The 18,039-nt window shown below is 51.7% G+C and carries 17 protein-coding genes; 7 read left to right on the top strand and 10 right to left on the bottom strand.

Features of this window, described 5'->3' with window-relative positions; genetic code table 11:
* Positions 1-76 precede the first annotated feature (76 nt).
* The 3 genes from OMR58_RS12240 to OMR58_RS12230 form a co-directional block, all read right to left on the bottom strand.
* Positions 77-1,837 carry a UvrD-helicase domain-containing protein gene (locus OMR58_RS12240; protein ID WP_264546079.1) on the bottom strand — a complete coding sequence of 587 codons (1,761 nt, stop codon included), beginning with the start codon at positions 1,835-1,837 and terminating at the stop codon, positions 77-79.
* The gene (locus OMR58_RS12235) at positions 1,827-3,899 is read right to left on the bottom strand and encodes an ATP-dependent nuclease (protein ID WP_264546078.1); all 2,073 of its coding nucleotides are present in this window, start codon (positions 3,897-3,899) and stop codon (positions 1,827-1,829) included. Before OMR58_RS12235 ends, OMR58_RS12240 begins: the two co-directional genes overlap by 11 nt.
* 237 nt (positions 3,900-4,136) lie before the next feature.
* Positions 4,137-4,334, bottom strand: a complete 198-nt coding sequence (locus tag OMR58_RS12230) for a hypothetical protein (protein WP_264546077.1) — start codon at positions 4,332-4,334, stop codon at positions 4,137-4,139.
* A gap of 116 nt (positions 4,335-4,450) precedes the next feature.
* On the opposite strand from OMR58_RS12230, the gene OMR58_RS12225 reads away from it, so the two are divergent.
* Together OMR58_RS12225 and OMR58_RS12220 are read left to right on the top strand one after the other, a co-directional pair.
* Positions 4,451-4,963: a DUF2778 domain-containing protein gene (locus tag OMR58_RS12225; protein WP_264546076.1), complete on the top strand. Its 513-nt coding sequence runs from the start codon at positions 4,451-4,453 to the stop codon at positions 4,961-4,963.
* Positions 4,944-5,321 (top strand): hypothetical protein, encoded by a 378-nt coding sequence (locus OMR58_RS12220; RefSeq protein ID WP_200561544.1) that lies wholly within the window; start codon positions 4,944-4,946, stop codon positions 5,319-5,321. Before OMR58_RS12225 ends, OMR58_RS12220 begins: the two co-directional genes overlap by 20 nt.
* 22 nt (positions 5,322-5,343) lie before the next feature.
* On the opposite strand, the gene OMR58_RS12215 is transcribed toward OMR58_RS12220, so the two are convergent.
* Together OMR58_RS12215 and OMR58_RS12210 are read right to left on the bottom strand one after the other, a co-directional pair.
* Positions 5,344-5,826, bottom strand: a complete 483-nt coding sequence (locus OMR58_RS12215; RefSeq protein ID WP_105593166.1) for an Hcp family type VI secretion system effector — start codon at positions 5,824-5,826, stop codon at positions 5,344-5,346.
* Between the two features lie 360 nt (positions 5,827-6,186).
* Positions 6,187-6,534 carry a DUF1129 domain-containing protein gene (locus OMR58_RS12210; RefSeq protein ID WP_264546179.1) on the bottom strand — a complete coding sequence of 116 codons (348 nt, stop codon included), beginning with the start codon at positions 6,532-6,534 and terminating at the stop codon, positions 6,187-6,189.
* A gap of 453 nt (positions 6,535-6,987) precedes the next feature.
* On the opposite strand from OMR58_RS12210, the gene OMR58_RS12205 reads away from it, so the two are divergent.
* Positions 6,988-7,824, top strand: coding sequence for an alpha/beta fold hydrolase (locus tag OMR58_RS12205; protein WP_105593165.1), 837 nt, complete (start codon positions 6,988-6,990; stop codon positions 7,822-7,824).
* Between the two features lie 30 nt (positions 7,825-7,854).
* On the opposite strand, the gene OMR58_RS12200 is transcribed toward OMR58_RS12205, so the two are convergent.
* The 3 genes from OMR58_RS12200 to OMR58_RS12190 form a co-directional block, all read right to left on the bottom strand.
* Positions 7,855-8,526: a GntR family transcriptional regulator gene (locus OMR58_RS12200; protein ID WP_105593164.1), complete on the bottom strand. Its 672-nt coding sequence runs from the start codon at positions 8,524-8,526 to the stop codon at positions 7,855-7,857.
* A gap of 326 nt (positions 8,527-8,852) precedes the next feature.
* Complete coding sequence (locus OMR58_RS12195) at positions 8,853-10,355, bottom strand: aldehyde dehydrogenase (RefSeq protein WP_105593163.1); 1,503 nt, start codon at positions 10,353-10,355, stop codon at positions 8,853-8,855.
* 9 nt (positions 10,356-10,364) lie between these two features.
* The gene (locus OMR58_RS12190; RefSeq protein WP_264546075.1) at positions 10,365-11,264 is read right to left on the bottom strand and encodes a dihydrodipicolinate synthase family protein; all 900 of its coding nucleotides are present in this window, start codon (positions 11,262-11,264) and stop codon (positions 10,365-10,367) included.
* A 390-nt stretch (positions 11,265-11,654) separates the two neighbouring features.
* On the opposite strand from OMR58_RS12190, the gene yddG reads away from it, so the two are divergent.
* Both yddG and OMR58_RS12180 read left to right on the top strand, forming a co-directional pair.
* On the top strand, positions 11,655-12,566 hold the full coding sequence (yddG, locus tag OMR58_RS12185; RefSeq protein ID WP_264546074.1) for an aromatic amino acid DMT transporter YddG: 912 nt from the start codon (positions 11,655-11,657) through the stop codon (positions 12,564-12,566).
* Between the two features lie 340 nt (positions 12,567-12,906).
* Positions 12,907-14,289: an MFS transporter gene (locus OMR58_RS12180; RefSeq protein ID WP_264546073.1), complete on the top strand. Its 1,383-nt coding sequence runs from the start codon at positions 12,907-12,909 to the stop codon at positions 14,287-14,289.
* 33 nt (positions 14,290-14,322) lie between these two features.
* On the opposite strand, the gene OMR58_RS12175 is transcribed toward OMR58_RS12180, so the two are convergent.
* Both OMR58_RS12175 and OMR58_RS12170 read right to left on the bottom strand, forming a co-directional pair.
* The gene (locus OMR58_RS12175; RefSeq protein ID WP_264546072.1) at positions 14,323-15,351 is read right to left on the bottom strand and encodes a GlxA family transcriptional regulator; all 1,029 of its coding nucleotides are present in this window, start codon (positions 15,349-15,351) and stop codon (positions 14,323-14,325) included.
* 5 nt (positions 15,352-15,356) lie between these two features.
* Entirely contained in the window at positions 15,357-15,818 is a 462-nt protein-coding gene (locus OMR58_RS12170) for a MarR family winged helix-turn-helix transcriptional regulator (protein WP_200561533.1), read from the bottom strand.
* Between the two features lie 96 nt (positions 15,819-15,914).
* On the opposite strand from OMR58_RS12170, the gene OMR58_RS12165 reads away from it, so the two are divergent.
* Both OMR58_RS12165 and OMR58_RS12160 read left to right on the top strand, forming a co-directional pair.
* Positions 15,915-16,466 carry a non-oxidative hydroxyarylic acid decarboxylases subunit B gene (locus OMR58_RS12165; protein WP_105593158.1) on the top strand — a complete coding sequence of 184 codons (552 nt, stop codon included), beginning with the start codon at positions 15,915-15,917 and terminating at the stop codon, positions 16,464-16,466.
* Between the two features lie 36 nt (positions 16,467-16,502).
* Complete coding sequence (locus OMR58_RS12160; protein ID WP_264546071.1) at positions 16,503-17,957, top strand: UbiD family decarboxylase; 1,455 nt, start codon at positions 16,503-16,505, stop codon at positions 17,955-17,957.
* Positions 17,958-18,039: the final 82 nt, after the last annotated feature.

Genomic DNA, 18,039 nt, shown 5'->3' with positions numbered 1-18,039 from the left:
AAAAAATCGTGATGAAAAAACATCTCAGGGTTGCCGATAATTGTCCTCTCATAAAGAAGGCTAGCTAATGCAACTCTTACAACTCTGGATTAGCAGGAAGTTCCACAATGTTTTCTCTACCAAACCATTCTGTCAGCTTAGCCGTAGCGTTGGCACTTAACTCTTGGGTGAACAGAACCGCAAGACGTCTTTTAGGGCGCGAGCAAGCAACATAAAAAAGATTACGGTTGTTTTCAAAAAACTCGGTCTTATCCGCCGGTGGCCCTGCATCAATCCATTCTAACATTTGTACAAAATTGTATTTATTCCAGCCACGCCCAACAATGACGAGCACATTTTCAAACTCAGCGCCCTTAACACCATGCTTAGTTGCAAATGGTGTGTTGCCATCAATAAAGCAGTCCAGCGCAATAATTTCGGTATAGGGAACATTCCGCAATTTGCGCAATTGCGTTACGCGGCGAGGTTCTTCATCTACCGGTACGGCACCGATCTCCTCCAGCTTAAGCTCACGTTCCTCAACTGCTCGAGGTAGCCGCATGTGTGGCTGTACGCCGATAAAATCCACAACCTCACCAATTGATCCTCTTAACCTGAGCTCAATTAAATAATTCATAGATTCAGTCCAAGCAATCTTGTCTTGATGCCTGCGAATATGAGGCATGCTGGTCCCGAAAGACTCAAACATGTCACTATAGCGGCGTTCAATAAAAGCCGAGCATGCAGGCTCGAGCTGATCGGTCAAAAACTTAATATGCGGATCTTCCTTCTTGAGCCATGGATCGTTGTATTGACCGTAAATAGTTGGAATGGAGGCATAACCTTGTTCGCGGGCCAGCACACTGTGGCTAAGCATGAGAATTTTAGTATTGTCGTTCGAAAAGTCCCAACCATTAGAAATGAGATGAGATTTAAGGTAGTTAAAGTACGCTTTGGCTGCTTCAGGCGTCGTATCGCCTGTCCAGTGACCACCTCCTCTCCCTGTACGCCGCTGGCCTACCCACCGGTTAGTATGGAATACACGGGCCTCGCCAGGCGCATATGGATCGCTAACCATCTGAGGTAAAGCCGGACGCATCCGATTCAGCAGACGCACAATGGGATCAACCGAACGAAAATTGGCATTTTTATCAATGATTACAAGAGAAGCGTGTTCGACTAAACCACAACCTTCTCCATAGATTTTTTGCCAATGATCACCAAAAAGACCAATGACAGGCCCTTCTCGGCGATCCAGAAACCAATCTTTCAACGCAGTAATAAACGCAGCATCAGTATCTTGGTATTCATCGATCAATAAAATTGGGTAACGAGCGCAAAGAACAGTACGGAATTTTGGTAAATCCATTGCTTTAATCATCAAAGCCAACACATCTTCATGGCGGATCGAGACTTGATGGTCAGCAACACTCGGATATCCCAATTCATAATGAACTCGCCGAACACCGATGCCATTTACTTGCTCAAGGCGCTCAGCCCAGCCAGGGAGAAGAGGAACAAACTCACGCAACATTGCCTGAAAATCTTTCAAGATTGACCAGCAAAATCCATGTACGGTATCAGGGCTTACTGCTGGATGCGATTTAATTCGCGAGATAATTTCGTCTTTAGCAACATTAGTGTAGGTAATGCAGCCAACTTGTTGACGTTTACGAATCAATTCGCTACCGCGTTTATCGATTAGCCAACGGAGGGCTTTATCCAAAGAGAATGTCTTGCCTGCACCTGCACCAGCCTCAAGACGAAAACTTCGCTCTTGTTCAAGGCAATCAAACATGCGTTCTAATGCCAACCGTCCCGCAGTATCTGCCGGGCTTTCATGAATTTCAGTAGTCATTGAGCCCCTCCCCACTTATTTCAATCCCAGCTGCAGCAGCGGCAATATCTGATGGTGTAACTTGTGGTATCACTACGACTGGATTGCCTTCGGCAAGCCATCTTAAACCTTCTGAAATATAGCGCGGCACATTCCACGTGCTATTTTCAATTGCATAGGTCAATGCAAATGTTGATTTTTTTTGATCAGCGGCATGTTCGTAAGCAAGTGTTGCACGATCACCGTCGCCAAGTGCGAAACTTTCGAAATTAGCTAAAATAAAAGCATCTTCGAAGCTTCGCGCACATGGCCCTCCATCCATTTCAGGTACTTGATATGCAAGGCGACGGCTATCAACAATCTTATTCACATGAGACTGAGTTAATAATTGAGTCGGTGTAATATCATTATTGGAGAACCAAGCTTTGATGCAGCTGTTACTCGTGAATTCACCACTTGCAACAGGTGTTGCAATGCGTTTATTGTTTGCATTACGCTTCACCGAATCAATATCGGTGATAATCAGCGTGCGTAATTCGAGAAAGGACAAGAGGTCAAAAAATCGGTGTGCGTAAGCCCCTCCAACTTCCATCACTGTCAAATACTGGCTACCAAGTTGTGCTCCTCCTGGAGCTGCAGCATCAGTTTTACGAATCATCGCAGGTAATAGCAATCGTTCAGAAGTGCCCTCAATCAAGACGGCTTTATCTGCAAAGAACAAGTCGCATCTAGTCAAAGTCAAATATTGATATAAAAAATCACGTTCAGGAACAGGTGCATTCCCCATCCCCTTACGCAGATCTTTGACTACCGACTGTCTGAAACCATCATTGCCTTCCCGAGTTAGAAAATATCGCATTGACTCAAAACGTGCTTCATTCGCCATATGTGGCGAATGGGTGCTAATGACAAACTGAACCGGCCAGGGTTTGTTCTTATTGAGCTGTGTTTCGAAAGTTTTTGCTATTTTACTCAGTTGGCGAATAAAGACTTCTTGCATCTGCGGATGCATATGGGCTTCTGGCTCCTCAATAAATATGAGATGCACTCCCACAGCGGTTGGAGTTGCCTGATATTCTCGGAAAAAGCGCAGAAGTTGGAGCAAAATATAAACGAGGTTACGCATTCCGAGCCCATTATAAGTCTCAGGCAGAGTGATCCCATTAACACCGACATAGCGGACTTTCGTGTGATTATTTAGCAACTTATCGACATCAAAGCTGGTCTCAGTTACAAGCCCAGGATCAGCTAAGCCAGGATATCCAAATAAATCAAATGTGGGTAATAGGGAGGTCAGTTTTTCATTGAAACCGACATGAAGCTCTGTCTGAATCTGCTCAACAGCAGTTTTGAGTTGTGCCGCAGTCGTACGTTTATTACTATCTATCGGATCAGTTAAAGCTGATTGAAAAAGAACTTCAATAATCTTTCCTAGTACATCGCGTTCACGGTGAGTATCGTCATCCAGACCACGCTGAGCATTAATAAATCCACCATTAATCAAGATCTTAATCGTTTTTAGGTCAAGATTTTTACGGTTGGTAGAATCATTTGGATCAACAGCTTCAAGCTTGCATTCATACGATTGGGGTAAACGCGCTTCGACTGTGCGGAATAGAGATGTACGCTCAATATTCATTCCCCCAGGGGGGGTAGTAACGTCAGCAAAAAGCGATTCAGTGGCTACCGAGTTAGGTCCAAAAGTGAGAGTCAAGCGTACAAAGTTACAATCAGGGTTAAGGTCGATTATGCAGTCACTTATTGGCCCTAAGTCCGGGGACTCAACGTCATACTCTACATCAAGGTTAATTATAATTGACGGCAAATGATGATAAATATCCTCACGTGATTCTCCTGCTCGCAGTGCTTCAAATGCAGACCAAAATCCCTCATGGCTTCCAAGCGAAAAATCTTCAAGTCTGAACGAAGGGCCTTTATCGGATAAAAGTCTACGAAATAATTCAGCAATTGAAGTTTTACCACTATTATTACGACCGACGATTAGCGTAATTTTTTCTTCAAGCCCAAGAGATACTTTTTTTAGGAGCCGGAAATTTTCTATTTCAATATTTTTAACTAGCATATGCTCTGCTCCCTGCGAATTCAGTTATGAAAGATAATAATGAAACCTCAAGTGTAAATAGGTGACCTTACTCAATCCAGACGTTCTATTTCGACAGATAATGTCGGAGTCTTGCATTCTAGTGTTGGTTAGCTTGTTTTCCGACAATCATTTTCAAAGCAGATTTTCTCTTCAGGAATAAGTAATATACCCCGTAATATAACAGATTAATCGGTAGTCGGTTACATAAAAGATCTCCTAATTATCAACGCCTTGTTCACCCATGGAAAAGATCCAGACTTTATTCTGCTGCTCATTTTCTTGAGCGGCCTCCAGTTCCTTACGAATCACGGTGCGTTTAGCTTTAGACCAGTGCGCCCATTCATCAATATGGATCTGGTAAATTCTCGATGATTTACCGCCTTCCCATTCACCGGACAAAGGAATAATGATCATTTCACAACCATTCTGACGTTTATCATGTGAAACTGCACAGGTTTTTCGAAAGTTATCTGTTATCAGCTCCCAAAAACCATATAATACACATGGTTTATTATATGGAGCATTCACGGATGGCATTACAGGGGAAGTTTATTCTAAACGGTGCGGACATTGCGCCACTAACGATCTACGGCGTTGGCACTTTCATGGCGTTTTCCGGGCAGCAGGTCTACATGAACAAAGGCGGGTGCGGCCACATGTCGAAGCTGGGCCCGATCCCTCCCGGCAACTATTACATCGTAGACAGACCTACCGGAGACTGGAAAAATAGGGTCCGGGCGGCGGGGATAGACGTTTACAAATCCATCAAGACCCGTTCCATCATCAATCATTATGAATGGTTTGCGCTTTTTCGTGCTGATGGGAGTATTGATGACACAACCTTCATCGAGGGCGTTGAAAGAGGGGGATTCAGGCTACATCCCGGCAGTATTTCAGAGGGATGTATTACTCTGGTGCACCGGACTGATTTTCTAAGGTTGCGGGAGATCATTCTGAATACGGTAAAATGTGATATTCCCAATTCGAAATTGCGGGCATACGGGAAAATAGAGGTTATCGCTAATGGCACAAGCTGCCCGTAAGCTTATGGGGTTTGCGATTTTCATTGCCTCATTCATTGCAGTCGTTATGACTGATGGCTATTTCTCACTTGGCGAGCGCATCATCAGTTGGGAGTTCGTTTATACCGTATCAGGATGGAGGGGCGTTGCGGGCATGGGTGAGCAGACCATGATGATATTTGACGAGTTAAATATTTACCTGGATCTGTTATTAACCGTCCCCGTTTATTCAGCAATAATGACGGCCCCCTGTCTGATGAAAAGGCCGGAATTACAAAACAGTTATATGAGAGTGTTTCTGAATAAACTACTTAAAACCGTCCTGACTGTTACCGCTGTGATAGCAGTCATTTACCTTATTGCCTACATTGCGCCTTAAAAAGGGGCACCTGCCCCTTGTGTCACCGCTCATTCCAGGCATCCGAGTGCTGCACGTTCCCGTCACAGTATTTATGGGTGATTTTCTCGTACATCAATGACACCGATTCGCTGTGATTAATGCCGCCAAGACCAGCGATTTTCGTGTTGGGCATGCCTGGGCTGAAGGAGATCACCATCACGCCTTCCAGAAGCATGTTGTAGTACTCCTCCTCCTGACCAGCATCGTTGATACGATACCATTTGAACTCTGCTGACATGAGCTTCTGGCCCGTTGTCACGGCTTTGAATAGATAGGGGCTGGAAGAATCAAAGTCTTTTTCGAATGAGATAGGCGCATGCTTTCGTTTGCCCGTAGCTTTCCCCGTCTGGGAGTCAACCGGAAGCGTTATTGCATGAGAAAATCCGACAACTTCAATACTACCTTCCCGGTGCTGCACATCCGCACTTCCCTTGATCACCGCACCGCCATCATCTTTAAGCCACAGATAAGCTGGAATTGGCATTTTACAACGTCCTTTATTGTTAATCCTTTCAGCAATATACATCAGACAATATAGTTACGCGCAGTTATTTTATGGAATAAATCCCTCTTATCATTTTTTTGCTGAGCCTTGAAGAAAGTTCTATCAGGTAGTTTGTGTTGGATACCTGGTAACTTCGTAAGAAGATAAAAAGTCCTCGGGCTTTTTTTGGCAGCTTAATGTTTTCCGTCGCATAAATAGATGGTATTGCGATTATCCCACCAAAAAAACCACTCACCTACAGAGATCCCCCAACTCACTGAGTATGCCCTATCAGAAGATAGCCATACGCAAATCCCGATTCATCAAACACCAGCTCATGTCGTTTAGAGCACCGCCCTATCAAAGACTCTTCCAGTCAGGAAGCTTGTTTTTCCACCTGCCCCAATAGTGAAATAGCGCCATGGATATGCCAAAGAGCAAACCGGTAATCAGGGCGGTAGACACCGCACGCAACACGCTGAAGTCCTGATTTTGCCAGCGGCTAAACCACATGCAAACGCCCCAAATAGGGCCGAACCAGGCGGTATATAACAACGTATTCAGCCAGAAAGGGGCAAACGGTGAGGGCGGTACGTTAGCCCCAAGTTTCCAGCACAAGCGCAGGATCGGTGGCGCATAGTTGCTCCGCCACATCTTTTTTTCTTCCATCAGCGCGATTGCCTTTTGCTTCTTATCTTCAAATGCCATCATCTGAATCCTTTCACTGGATATCTTTAAAATTCGGAGGGGCTCATTCAGCTCAGAGCAAAATAAGGACGACTCTGATTCTAGAGTATGAGCCAGCCTCGATTTTGCACCCGGCATCCTCCAGAGACAAGGCCCCGTTCGCATCCTGGCATCGCTGCCGCAAACTCAGTTTCCAGGTGTGATTATCACGCCAGCATTCCGTTTCAGAACGCAGAAGAAGCCGGGACCGGGATCAACTCATAATCGAAGTTTTCCAAATGGCATAGTTTGCAAAAAATATTGAGAATATTTATCTACTATGGTTTTGGAAACATTAGTCATTAATGCAACCACCAATACGTTTATAACCCATTGATAATATATTCATGATATTGAAATGGTTCCTGCCTAAAGTCTTCCGGAATACACATTCCGTAGAAGAAAAATATCTTTCCTCATAAAGGAGTACGCTTCATGGCATTTGTAACGACTGATGATGGTGTAAATATCTATTTCAAAGACTGGGGATCGAAAGACGCGCAGCCCGTTGTGTTTCATCACGGCTGGCCGCTGAGTGCGGATGACTGGGACAGCCAGATGCTGTTCTTCCTGGCAGAAGGCTTCCGCGTAATCGCCATCGATCGTCGTGGCCACGGGCGTTCTGACCAGGTGAGCGAAGGCCATGACATGGACCATTATGCAGCCGATGCATCCGCAGTGGTTGAGCATCTGGATTTGAAGAATGCGGTTCATATCGGTCACTCTACCGGTGGTGGTCAGGTGGCTCGTTACGTCGCGAAGTATGGCCAGCCGCAGGGCCGCGTCGCTAAGGCAGTGCTGATCAGCGCTGTACCGCCGCTGATGCTGAAAACCGCTGACAATCCTGAAGGCACCCCATTGGAGGTTTTCGACGGCTTCCGTTCAGGTCTGGCTGCCAACCGTGCTCAGTTCTACCTTGATGTCGCATCAGGTCCATTTTATGGCTTCAACCGTGACGGTGCACAGGTGTCACAAGGCACCATCCAGAACTGGTGGCGTCAGGGCATGACCGGCAGCGCGCAGGCGCATTATGAAGGTATCAAGGCTTTCTCTGAAACCGATCAGACCGAAGATTTAAAAGCCATTACCGTACCAACGCTGGTAATGCAGGGCGACGACGATCAGGTTGTGCCTTACAAAGCCGCAGCGGTATTGCAGGATAAACTGCTGGCCAACAGCAAACTGATTATTTATCCGGGCTACCCACACGGCATGCATACCGTCCATGCGGATGTGATCAATGCCGACCTGCTGGCCTTTATTCGTGATTAATCGTTAGTAATAACGCGTTATAAAAAGCGGCTAAAAGTCCGCCTTCAGCCCCTGCGGCGCAATAAAGATTTCCATATTCTCGCGGGAAAGCTCCCAGTGCTCGAACACCAGGTCAACCACGGCCTGCTCGTCGCGCGCTTCAATAGCGACGATAAACGCGTCGTGGTGCTCGGCAGCGAGTTGCAGGCGGCGTTCCATATCGGCATTCTGCGGGCGGAAGAAGGTGTGACCAATACGGCAGTGATCGATGAGCAGGCGGCCCAGGCTCGGTTGCAGATAGGGGTTGGCCGCCATCTCGCCCATGATTTCATGGAAGCGGTTATTTTCCAGCGCCAGCGCTTCGGCATCGCGGGTTTGTACCGCTTTGCGGAAGCGCTTCTGCGTTTCCTTCAGCGCCTTCATCTGCGAGGGCTTGTAGTTCTGCACCGCCAGGCGACCGGTGGCGGCATAGATCATGGGGGCAACGAGGAAGAAATTGCGCAGGCTGGAGTGGCTCATTGGGATCACCCGCACGCCGCGTTTTTCCACAATCTCCAGATAGCCTTCACCGGCCAGCCGCTGGAAGACTTCTCTTACCGGCGTGCGCGATAAACCATACTGTGCCGTCAGGCTGGCTTCATCCAGCAGCTCGTCGGGATCGAGTTCCATGGTTAAAATGAGACGTTTTAAATCCTCATATAGTGCAGCTTTACCCGATCTCAATGTTGCCTCCTGAACGCCATCATCTTCAATGTTTGCGCGAGAAACGCGCTATCCCATGCCGATTAACCTACAGAAAAAGTGCGTATACAGCAAAAATAATTCAAATATTTCATGCGATACCTGGATCGACATAACACTTTCATCAATCAGCCAAGACTTACGTATAATCAACAGGTAACGAAATTCATCGCGAGGCATTTTTATCACTAGAGTAGAGCGATTCTGGTGGGAAAAGAGGCATACCCTGCCCTCTCAGGACTGGGAATGTTAGCAGAGTAAGCGCTGCCCGCCGGGAATAGCGGGCAGCGGAGGGTCAAAGCTAAGACTTAGCTGTCGGCACCCGGTACATCAATCCAGATGGTTTTCAGCTCGGTGTACTGATCCAGCGCGAAGGCGGATTTATCACGCCCGCCGAAGCCGGACTGCTTGTAGCCGCCAAACGGCGTGGTGGCGTCGCCTTCACCAAAGCAGTTCACAGTGACCGTACCGGCACGCACGGCGCGGGAGACACGAATAGCGCGGTTCAGCTTGCCGGTATAGACCGATGCCGCAAGCCCGTAAGGGGTGTCGTTGGCCAGCGCAATCGCTTCGGCTTCGGTTTTAAAGGTGGTGATGCACAGTACCGGCCCGAAGATCTCTTCGCGAAACAGCGCGCTCTGCGGCGTCACGCCGTCGATCACCGTCGGCTGGACGTAGATACCGTTCTCGGTGTCGCCGCCCTGCACGATGCGCAGCCCTTCCTGGCGTGCCGTTTCCAGATAACCGCTGACCTTGCTGAAGTGATCGGCGGAGATCATCGTGCCCAGGCGGTTTTCGGGATCGAGCGGGTTGCCCATCGGCCAGCTGCCGATCTGTTCAGCGATCAGCGCCAGAAGACGATCCTTCACCCCTTCCTGCACCAGCAGGCGCGAAGTGGCCGAGCAGTTTTCACCCATATTCCAGAACGCGCCGTTCAGCACGTGCCCGGCAACGGTCGCCAGATCTTCCGCATCATCAAACACCACCGCCGGGTTTTTACCGCCGCACTCCAGCACCACTTTTTTCAGGTTAGAGTCCGCCGAATAGTGCAGGAAACGGCGGCCGGTCGCGGTGGAACCGGTAAAGCTGACCATATCGATATCCGCATGCAGGCCAATCGGCTCGCCCACGTCCTTGCCGGTGCCGGTAACGATATTCAGCACGCCTGCCGGAACGCCCGCCTCAAAGGCCAGTTCCGCCACGCGCAGCGAGGTCAGCGAGGTCTGTTCGGCCGGTTTCACCACCACCGAGCAGCCTGCGGCCAGCGCCGGGCCGATTTTCCACGCCAGCATCAGCAGCGGGAAGTTCCACGGCAGCACGCAGCCCACTACGCCAATCGGTTCACGCACCACCAGCGCCATCGCACCGTTACCCACCGGGGCGGTGTGATCGTAGAGCTTATCGATCGCTTCCGCGTACCACTTAATAATGTGAATGGTTTCCGGCACATCCACCGCCAGGCATTCGCTGACCGGCTTACCGCTGTCGAGGCTTTCCAGTACCGCCAGTTCGGTGACTTCCTGTTCCATCAGTGCCGCCAGTTTCAGCAGCACCGCTTTACGCTCGCCCGGCGGCAGCTGGCTCCAGCTACCGGCGTCAAATGCGGCGCGCGCGGCGTCAACGGCGCTGTTCACGTCGGTAATATCGCACGCGGCGAGATCGGCCAGCTTATCGCCGGTGGCCGGGTTGGTGGTTGGCAGGGTTTTGCCGGAGGCTGCCGCCACAAAGCGACCGTTGATAAATGCCTTATCGGCAAATTTCAGCCCCTCAACCACAGCGGCCACATCATTTAATGTCTGAATCTGGCTCATGCTATCCCCTTACCCGGTAACCGCAGCGACGTTGCGTTTCACGCCTTCAATCACAGCCTGCAGCTGCGCTTTCTCTTCTTCATCCAGCGCCAGCAGCGGTGCGCGCACCGGGCCTGCGGTCAGACCGGCCAGATCGCAACCGTACTTGATGGACTGCACGAACTTACCGCCGTCGAGGAAGTTCATCAGCGGCATCATCGCCGCCATGATCTTACGGCCTTTGGTGAAGTCCTTCTCAATGACACAGGCTTCGTACAGCGCAACGTGCTCGCGTGGAATAAAGTTAGAGCCAGCGCAAACCCAGCTGCGTGCGCCCCAGGCGAAGAACTCCAGCGCCAGGTCGTCCCAGCCGCAGGACAGCGCAATGTTCGGGTATTTGATGGCCAGAAGATGCAGGTTGTTCAGATCGCCGGAGCTTTCTTTAATCGCCACCACGTTTTTCGATTTGCTGACTTCGGTGAAATAGGTTTCCCCCATGCTGATACCCATACGGCCCGGGTAGTTGTAAAGCATGATCGGCAGCTGAGCGGCTTTATCCACGGTCAGCGCGTGGTGGGCATTTTCCAGTTCGGTTGGCAGCGCGTAAGGCGGCGAGGTCACCAGAATGGCGTCGGCCTTGTGTTCGCGGGCGTGCTGCGCAAAAGCAACGGCATCTTCCGTGCGGATAGCTCCCGTCCCCACCACCAGCGGCAGGCGGTTGCCAATCACCTTGCGGGCATGTTCCACCAGCGCCAGGCGCTCTTCGGTGGTTTGCGCGTAGTATTCACCGGTAGAACCGCCGATGATAATGCCGTGTACGCGGGCTTCAATCAGCGATTCCAGCACGTCGGCAAAGCGAGCAAAATCAATACTGCCATCGGCGGCGTAAGGGGTGATAGCCGGGGTGAAGATACCATCAAATGTCAACACGTTAACCTCCAGAGCGAAAATCAGGACCAAAATCACCCGCTTTGCGGCAGAAAATGGCGACGTTTGTTAACAATTTGCACAGCCCGGTTTGACAGGTCAATGAAGGGGATTTTTTTGTATACCTGTAAAATACAAAAAAAATTCGTATGAATGGTACGTTCATACAAAATTATCTTTTTAAAGTGTTAAAAATCAGTAAATTAAAACTATTTTCAAATGGGAAAAATTTTCTACATGATTTCAGATAACGATCACATTATGAGATTATTACGCTATCTGGCATATTTACAGCCCCGGCCAGGAAGCATAATTTTGATGCTGCATTTAACCAGGTTTTAACAGATATCCGTCCGGTTCGCTGGCGAACACCGTAAACAGAGGTAGAAGGCTATGCCCCAGAACAAAGCGACGCTCACAGGATTGATTGCCATCCTGCTTTGGAGCGCGATTGTGGGATTGATTAAGAGCGTCAGTGAAGGATTTGGTGCGATTGGCGGCGCGGCGCTGATTTACACCTGCAGCGCCGTGCTGCTGCTGTTCACCATCGGCTTCCCCAACATCCGCAAGTTTCCACGCAGCTATCTGATTATCGGCAGCGTGCTGTTTGTTTGCTACGAGCTGTGCCTGTCGCTGTCGCTGGGGTTCACCCACTCCGGCCGCCAGGCGATTGAAGTCGGTATGGTGAATTATCTGTGGCCCAGCATGACCATTGTTTTATCGGTTATTGTTAACCGACAGAAAACCAGTCTGTTAATTATTCCTGGGGTTATTATTTCAGTCATGGGAATTTGCCGCGTGTTAGGTGGCGACAGCGGATTCTCTCTGAGCGAAATGGCCAGTAATATAATGGATAACCCGCTCAGCTACGGACTGGCATTTAGCGGTGAAATTATCTGGGCAATCTATTGTGTGGTAACGAAAAGAATTGCTCAGGGCAGCAACGGCATTACGCTGTTCTTTATTTTAACTGCGCTAACCCTGTGGGTAAAATTCCTGCTGTCGCCGCAGCCCGAGTTTGTTTTATCGGCGAAAGTCTGGATTAATCTGGCGCTGGCGGCCATGGCGATGGGCTTCGGTTACGCAGCCTGGAACGTGGGTATTCTGCACGGGAACGTCACCATTCTGGCGGCGGCATCCTACTTTATTCCGATTATCTCTGCGGTTCTGGCGGCGTTTATGCTCAATTCGCAGCTGTCCGTTTCCTTCTGGCAGGGCACCGCAATGGTCAGTCTCGGTTCTCTCGCCTGCTGGTGGGCAACCCGTACGGTGGCTGAAAAAAAGCTCTCCTGTAAGGCCTCTTAGCTTTTACCCCGGGAGGAGTACTCTCCTCCCAACCTCTACAGATCGTACTCACTGAATTTTAAACAAAAACAATTCCTGTTCCATCCTCTTTAACCGAAGGAGAGTTTATAGAATATAAAAAAACTGATAATAACCGTTCACCTGCTTAATCAATTAATGAAAACAACCTGCTCCGGATAACATTCTGGTGGATTTATCTGGTTTAAAATAATCCCGTTAATGCTGTGATTAAAAGTAATAAACCCCGTGACCGTAATAAGCATCCCTCGCTTTCATGTTTATTACAGTCATTATGTTGTGCTTTTTATTCAACGGTATCGGAGAAAAAACAGGAGTTACCATGTCTGCTCATATTTCTGTTGAAGACGTGCCGCTGAGCCGCTTCCACCGATTACTGACCGTTCGCTCCGGCGGCGGCTCCTTTGTCGATGGCTACGTGCTGAGCATCATCGGCATCGCCATGACCAAAGTCTCCCCGGCGCTGGGGCTCAACGCCTTCTGGGAAGGGCTGATTGCCGCATCGGCGCTGATCGGTATCTTCTTTGGCGGCTTTTTGGGCGGCGTACTGACCGATCGCCTCGGCAGGCGTCTGATCTATTTCGTTGGCCCTACGCTGTTTATCCTCTGCTCGCTGGCCCAGTTCTGGGTACAAAGCGGTGAAATGCTGTTTATTCTGCGCCTGCTCAGCGGCGTGGCGGTGGGGATTGAGTACCCGGTAGCCACCGCGTTTCTGGTCGAATTTCTGCCAAAAAAATACCGTGGGCCGTGCCTGGCAACACTGACCATCCTGTGGTTTGCCGGTGCCGCCACCGCCTATATGACCGGCGAAGCGATTCTCTACTTTGGCGGGGCAGAAGCCTGGCGCATAACGCTGGCCAGCACCGCAGTGATTGGCCTGCTGCTGTTCCTGATCCGCTTAGGCACGCCGGAATCGCCGCGCTGGCTCATCAGTAAAGGACGCCATGCCGAAGCCGAAGTCGTTATTCGCCAGGTTTATGGCAACGACTTCAGCCTGAAAAACCTGCCCACACAGTCGGAAAATAAGCACCTGTCGTTCAGGAGCCTGCTGCACTCCGGCTACGGCAAGCGCATGGCGTTTATTACCATTTTCTGGACCTGCTCGGTCATCCCGGTGTTTGCCGTCTACGCCTTTGCGCCGAAGGTGCTGGATGCCCTGCACCTCAGCGGCGGCTGGGCCTCTTACGGTTCGGTGGCGATTACGCTGCTGTTCGTTATCGGCTGTATTATCGCTACCCGGCTGGTGAACACGCTGGGACGCCGTAAACTGCTGCTGCAAAGTTTCCTGTGGTCCGGCCTGGCGCTGGCGCTGCTTGGCATGCTGCGCGACGGGCCGTCACCGGTGATCCTGCTGCTGTTCGGCACCTACGCGCTGTTTATCGGCGGTGCGCAGGTGCTGCAGCTGGTCTATCCAAATGAGATCTTCCCGACGGAGATCCGTGCCGGTGCGGTGGGGATTGGTACATCGATGTCGCGGATTGGGGCGGCGATCGGCACCTGGCTGATCCCGGTTTCGCTACAGACGATCGGCATTGGCGCAACGATGTACATCGCTGCCGGAATCACTGCCGTGGGGCTGATTGTGTCCTGGTTCCTGGCACCGGAAACCGCCTCACGCAGCCTGGAAGATGCCGCCTCGCTGAGCGATGAGCGGCCTGAAGCGGCCTCGGCCAGAGCGAATCTGTCCAAGAATAGTGCCTGGTAAACTCACCTCGGGGCTGCATCGCAGCCCCTGCTTTCACGGTTTAATCAGCTTTTCCACTTCCCTGCGGCGTTTTCGGTAAGAGCTGGGCGTTTCGCCATACTGCTTGCGGAACCAGGCGATCAGATGTGAGGCATCGGCAAAGCCGGTAGCAGCGGCGATGGCGTTGATGCTGTTGCTGGAGTCGGCCATCAGCTTGCGCGCCTGTTCCAGCCTCATCCTTCGCCAGTACACCGCTGCCGAATAGCTGGTGCATTTGGTAAAAATCAGGTTCAGCTGACGGAACGTGACTCCGGCAAAAGCAGCCACTTCGGCTAAAGGAACCGGCGAATCGAGGTGGTGCTTCATCAGCTCGATCACCTTATTAACCACATCGTTTTCATAGACGTCCGGCGGGTTCTGATTCTCTTTCTGCTTCGCCCGGCTGGCAGGTATCGCCGTATCATCCACCAGCAGGTACTTCAGCACCTTCTGCGATCGTACCAGCCCACAGTGCTGGCGGATCAGATCGGCTGCCAGATCGATAGCCGTTCCCCCCGGGCAGGAGATAATGCCGCCGTCTTTGATGTAGGTTTTATCGATCACCGGGATCGCTTTCGGAAAGCGCAGGCGAAACTCATCGCGGGTGGTGAAGTGAATCGCACACTGTCGCCCGTCCAGCAGACCGGCATTACCCGCCACAAAAGCCCCGCTGCACAGAGTGATGATCGGGATATTGCGCGCATGGATCTCTCTGAGCGCATGCAGCAGCCACTGCGGCGGCTGGCGCGTCTCCTCCAGCAGCCCACCGGCCACCACGAAGTAATCCCAGTTGCGGGAAAAATCGAGCGCCGCCGTCGGTGATACGGGCAGTCCACAGCTGGCGGTGACCGGCTGATCATCGCAGGTCATCCATTCCCAGCGGCAGAAAATCTGGCGGCTGGAGAAAGATTCATCGGCTGCAAAGCGCAGCGACTCTACCAGCCCCGCCACTGACGCGAGAGTGAACTGTTTCATCAGCAGAAAGCCGATGGTCAGATCGGGCTTGGATTCACCGTTTTGTTCAGTCGCTATCTGTTGCTGCATGATTCTCAGGGCTCCTGTAATCCGCCCAGCTTGCTCAGCAGGCGCTTCAGATCGCGAATGTCCTGTTCGTTCAGGCCGGAAGCGATGGTTTTTTCTGCGCTTTTTGCCTGTTCCACCATCCGTGCCAGCATGATTTCACCGTCAGCCGTCATCGACACCAGCTTACGGCGGCGGTTATCCGGATCGACGACGACGCTGACTAACCCGCTTTTGGTCATCCGGTCGATAACATACGTGCCCGTTGCTTTGTCAAACCCGGCGCGGTTTCCCAGCGTTTGCTGATCGCAACAGGTTTCTTCCGCCAGCACCACCAGAATGGCGTACTGCACGGCGGACAAACCGGTATCAACGCACTGAGCCCAGCAGGTTGTGGAGTGCTGCCCGGCGCGGCGCACAAGGTGCATCAGCGAGGTGTCGCCGTGCGGCCACAGAGGAGCGGCAACAATTAAGTCAGGATTTTGTGACATGGACCGTCTTGACTCCTTAAAACGATAATCTTATAGTTCGAGCTCAAACTGTTTATACTCAAACTATAACCCAAAAGTTTAGCAAAAGAGAACCACATGAAGCTTGTTGTCGGCATGACCGGTGCTACAGGCGCGGCAATTGGCGTTCGCCTGCTTACCGCACTGAAAGACCTGGACGTGGAAACTCACCTGGTGATCTCCAAGTGGGCCCGCGCCACGATTCAAATGGAAACACCCTACAGTGTACAGGACGTTATCGCCCTCGCCTCCAGGACTTACAGCGAACACGACCAGGCCGCAGCGATTTCCAGCGGCTCCTTCCGCGTCGACGGCATGGTGGTGGTGCCCTGCAGTATGAAAACCCTCGCCGCCATACGCGGCGGCTACGGCGATGGCCTTATCGCCCGCGCGGCTGATGTTACGCTGAAAGAGCAGCGAAAACTGGTACTGGTGCCACGCGAATCACCACTGAATGTGATCCATCTGGAAAATATGCTGGCGCTGTCGCGCGCCGGCGCGATGATGCTGCCGCCTATGCCCGCCTTCTATAACAATCCGGCCAGCATTGATGACATTATCAATCATTTTGTCTCGCGCATTCTCGATCAGTTCGGTCTTGATAACGATCTCACAAAACGCTGGGGCTAACGCCCGCCATCTTCCGCTACGAATCAGGAGAGCCGGATGAAGTATTACGATGATTTAAGAAGTTTTATCGATGCGCTGGATGCCATGGGCGACATTATGCATGTGACCCGCGAGGTCGACTGCGATTTTGAGCCAAGTGCCATCACCCGCCGCAGCTACGAAATCCAGTCCCCCGCTCCGCTGTTTCATCATATCACTGGGGTAGAATCCGGTTTCCGCCTGTTTGGCGCACCGGCATCGCTCTCTTCACGCAGCGATATGCCGTATGCCCGCGTGGCGATGTCGCTGGGCCTTGCGCCGGAATCCACCGGCCTAGAGATCGTTGAAGCGCTGTCGGCCGCCCGCCACAAGCCTGGCATTCCGCCGGTGCGTGTAGAGTCCTCCGCCGCGCCGTGCCAGCAGAACATCCTGCGCGGCGAACAAGCCACCCTCGACCGCTTCCCTATTCCGTTTGCCCACGACAAGGATGGCGGTCGCTACGCCAATACCTGGGGCACGCTGATTGTGAAAACCCCGGACGGGAAATGGGTGAACTGGTCCATCGCTCGCGTGATGAAGGTTGACGGGAAAAGAATGGTCGGTCTGATCGTTCCCAGCCAGCATATTGGCCAGATCTGGGCGGAGTGGGTGAAGATCGGTGAGCCGATGCCATACGCACTGGTACAGGGCCCTGCCCCGGCGATCTCCTGCGTTTCCGGTATTCCGATCCCGGCACACGCCGACGAAGCGGATTACATTGGCACGCTGGCCGGTGCGCCCGTCGAAGTGGTGAAAGCGGTCAGCATCGATCTGGATGTACCGGCCACCGCTGAGATTGTGATTGAAGGGCACGTATCAATTACCCGCGACTGTCAGGAAGGCCCGTACGGCGAGTACGGCGGCTACCTTGGCTCCGGCTCTTCCGCCCAGCCCACCTTCCATGTGGAAACCATTACCTACCGCGACGATCCGATCTGGCCAATGTCGATCACCGGCCGTCCAACCGATGAATCCCACACGCTGTGGGCGATGGGGCTGGCGGCCGATGCGCTGACCTATCTGAGGGAAGCGGAACTGCCGGTCAAAGCGGCCTGGATTCCGGAAGATTCAACGGTGCACTGGCTGCTGATTGTCATGCCGGAAAACTGGCGCGAGCTGCTGCCGGGTATGTCCAGCGAAGAGCTGTCACAGCGCATTGGTGAAGTGCTGTTTAAAACCAGCGCAATGATGTTTATTCCGAAGGTCTACGTGGTGGATGACGACTTCGATCCGACCAACCTGCGTGAGGTGGTATGGGTGCTGTCCACCCGCGTGCATCCGGTGGGTCGCCGCGCGGTGTTTGAAGATCAGCGCGTCATCCGCCTGCCGCAGTGCTACGAAGAAGAGGAGTACGTGGCGGGTAAAGGTGCCAAGGTGGTGTTCGATACGCGGCAAACCACCCGCCATCTGCACGCTTCATTCGAACAGGGCTATCCGCAGGAAGTGCGCCAGCGCATTCTGGATAACTGGTAAGTTCTGAAGCGTGTTCAGTCTGCTCCCGGCATGATTCGCCGGGAGCAGCAGTCGTTACTCCAGCGGCAACGAAATCGCCGCT

It is taken from the genome of Erwinia sp. INIA01, from assembly GCF_025947915.1.
Lineage (GTDB): Bacteria > Pseudomonadota > Gammaproteobacteria > Enterobacterales > Enterobacteriaceae > Erwinia > Erwinia coffeiphila.
Note: the sequence above shows the minus strand (reverse complement) of the source record. Positions and strands in the feature narration are given on the sequence as shown.

Excerpts from the sequence above, each read along its gene's own strand:
- yddG (WP_264546074.1), top strand. The coding sequence starts at position 11,655 with ATGCCCCAGAACAAAGCGACGCTCACAGGATTGATTGCCATCCTGCTT.
- OMR58_RS12175 (WP_264546072.1), bottom strand. The coding sequence starts at position 15,351 with ATGCAGCAACAGATAGCGACTGAACAAAACGGTGAATCCAAGCCCGAT.
- OMR58_RS12205 (WP_105593165.1), top strand. The coding sequence starts at position 6,988 with ATGGCATTTGTAACGACTGATGATGGTGTAAATATCTATTTCAAAGAC.
- OMR58_RS12160 (WP_264546071.1), top strand. The coding sequence starts at position 16,503 with ATGAAGTATTACGATGATTTAAGAAGTTTTATCGATGCGCTGGATGCC.
- OMR58_RS12165 (WP_105593158.1), top strand. The coding sequence starts at position 15,915 with ATGAAGCTTGTTGTCGGCATGACCGGTGCTACAGGCGCGGCAATTGGC.
- OMR58_RS12170 (WP_200561533.1), bottom strand. The coding sequence starts at position 15,818 with ATGTCACAAAATCCTGACTTAATTGTTGCCGCTCCTCTGTGGCCGCAC.
- OMR58_RS12210 (WP_264546179.1), bottom strand. The coding sequence starts at position 6,534 with ATGGCATTTGAAGATAAGAAGCAAAAGGCAATCGCGCTGATGGAAGAA.
- OMR58_RS12195 (WP_105593163.1), bottom strand. The coding sequence starts at position 10,355 with ATGAGCCAGATTCAGACATTAAATGATGTGGCCGCTGTGGTTGAGGGG.
- OMR58_RS12180 (WP_264546073.1), top strand. The coding sequence starts at position 12,907 with ATGTCTGCTCATATTTCTGTTGAAGACGTGCCGCTGAGCCGCTTCCAC.
- OMR58_RS12235 (WP_264546078.1), bottom strand. The coding sequence starts at position 3,899 with ATGCTAGTTAAAAATATTGAAATAGAAAATTTCCGGCTCCTAAAAAAA.
- OMR58_RS12225 (WP_264546076.1), top strand. The coding sequence starts at position 4,451 with ATGGCATTACAGGGGAAGTTTATTCTAAACGGTGCGGACATTGCGCCA.
- OMR58_RS12215 (WP_105593166.1), bottom strand. The coding sequence starts at position 5,826 with ATGCCAATTCCAGCTTATCTGTGGCTTAAAGATGATGGCGGTGCGGTG.
- OMR58_RS12230 (WP_264546077.1), bottom strand. The coding sequence starts at position 4,334 with ATGATCATTATTCCTTTGTCCGGTGAATGGGAAGGCGGTAAATCATCG.
- OMR58_RS12240 (WP_264546079.1), bottom strand. The coding sequence starts at position 1,837 with ATGACTACTGAAATTCATGAAAGCCCGGCAGATACTGCGGGACGGTTG.
- OMR58_RS12220 (WP_200561544.1), top strand. The coding sequence starts at position 4,944 with ATGGCACAAGCTGCCCGTAAGCTTATGGGGTTTGCGATTTTCATTGCC.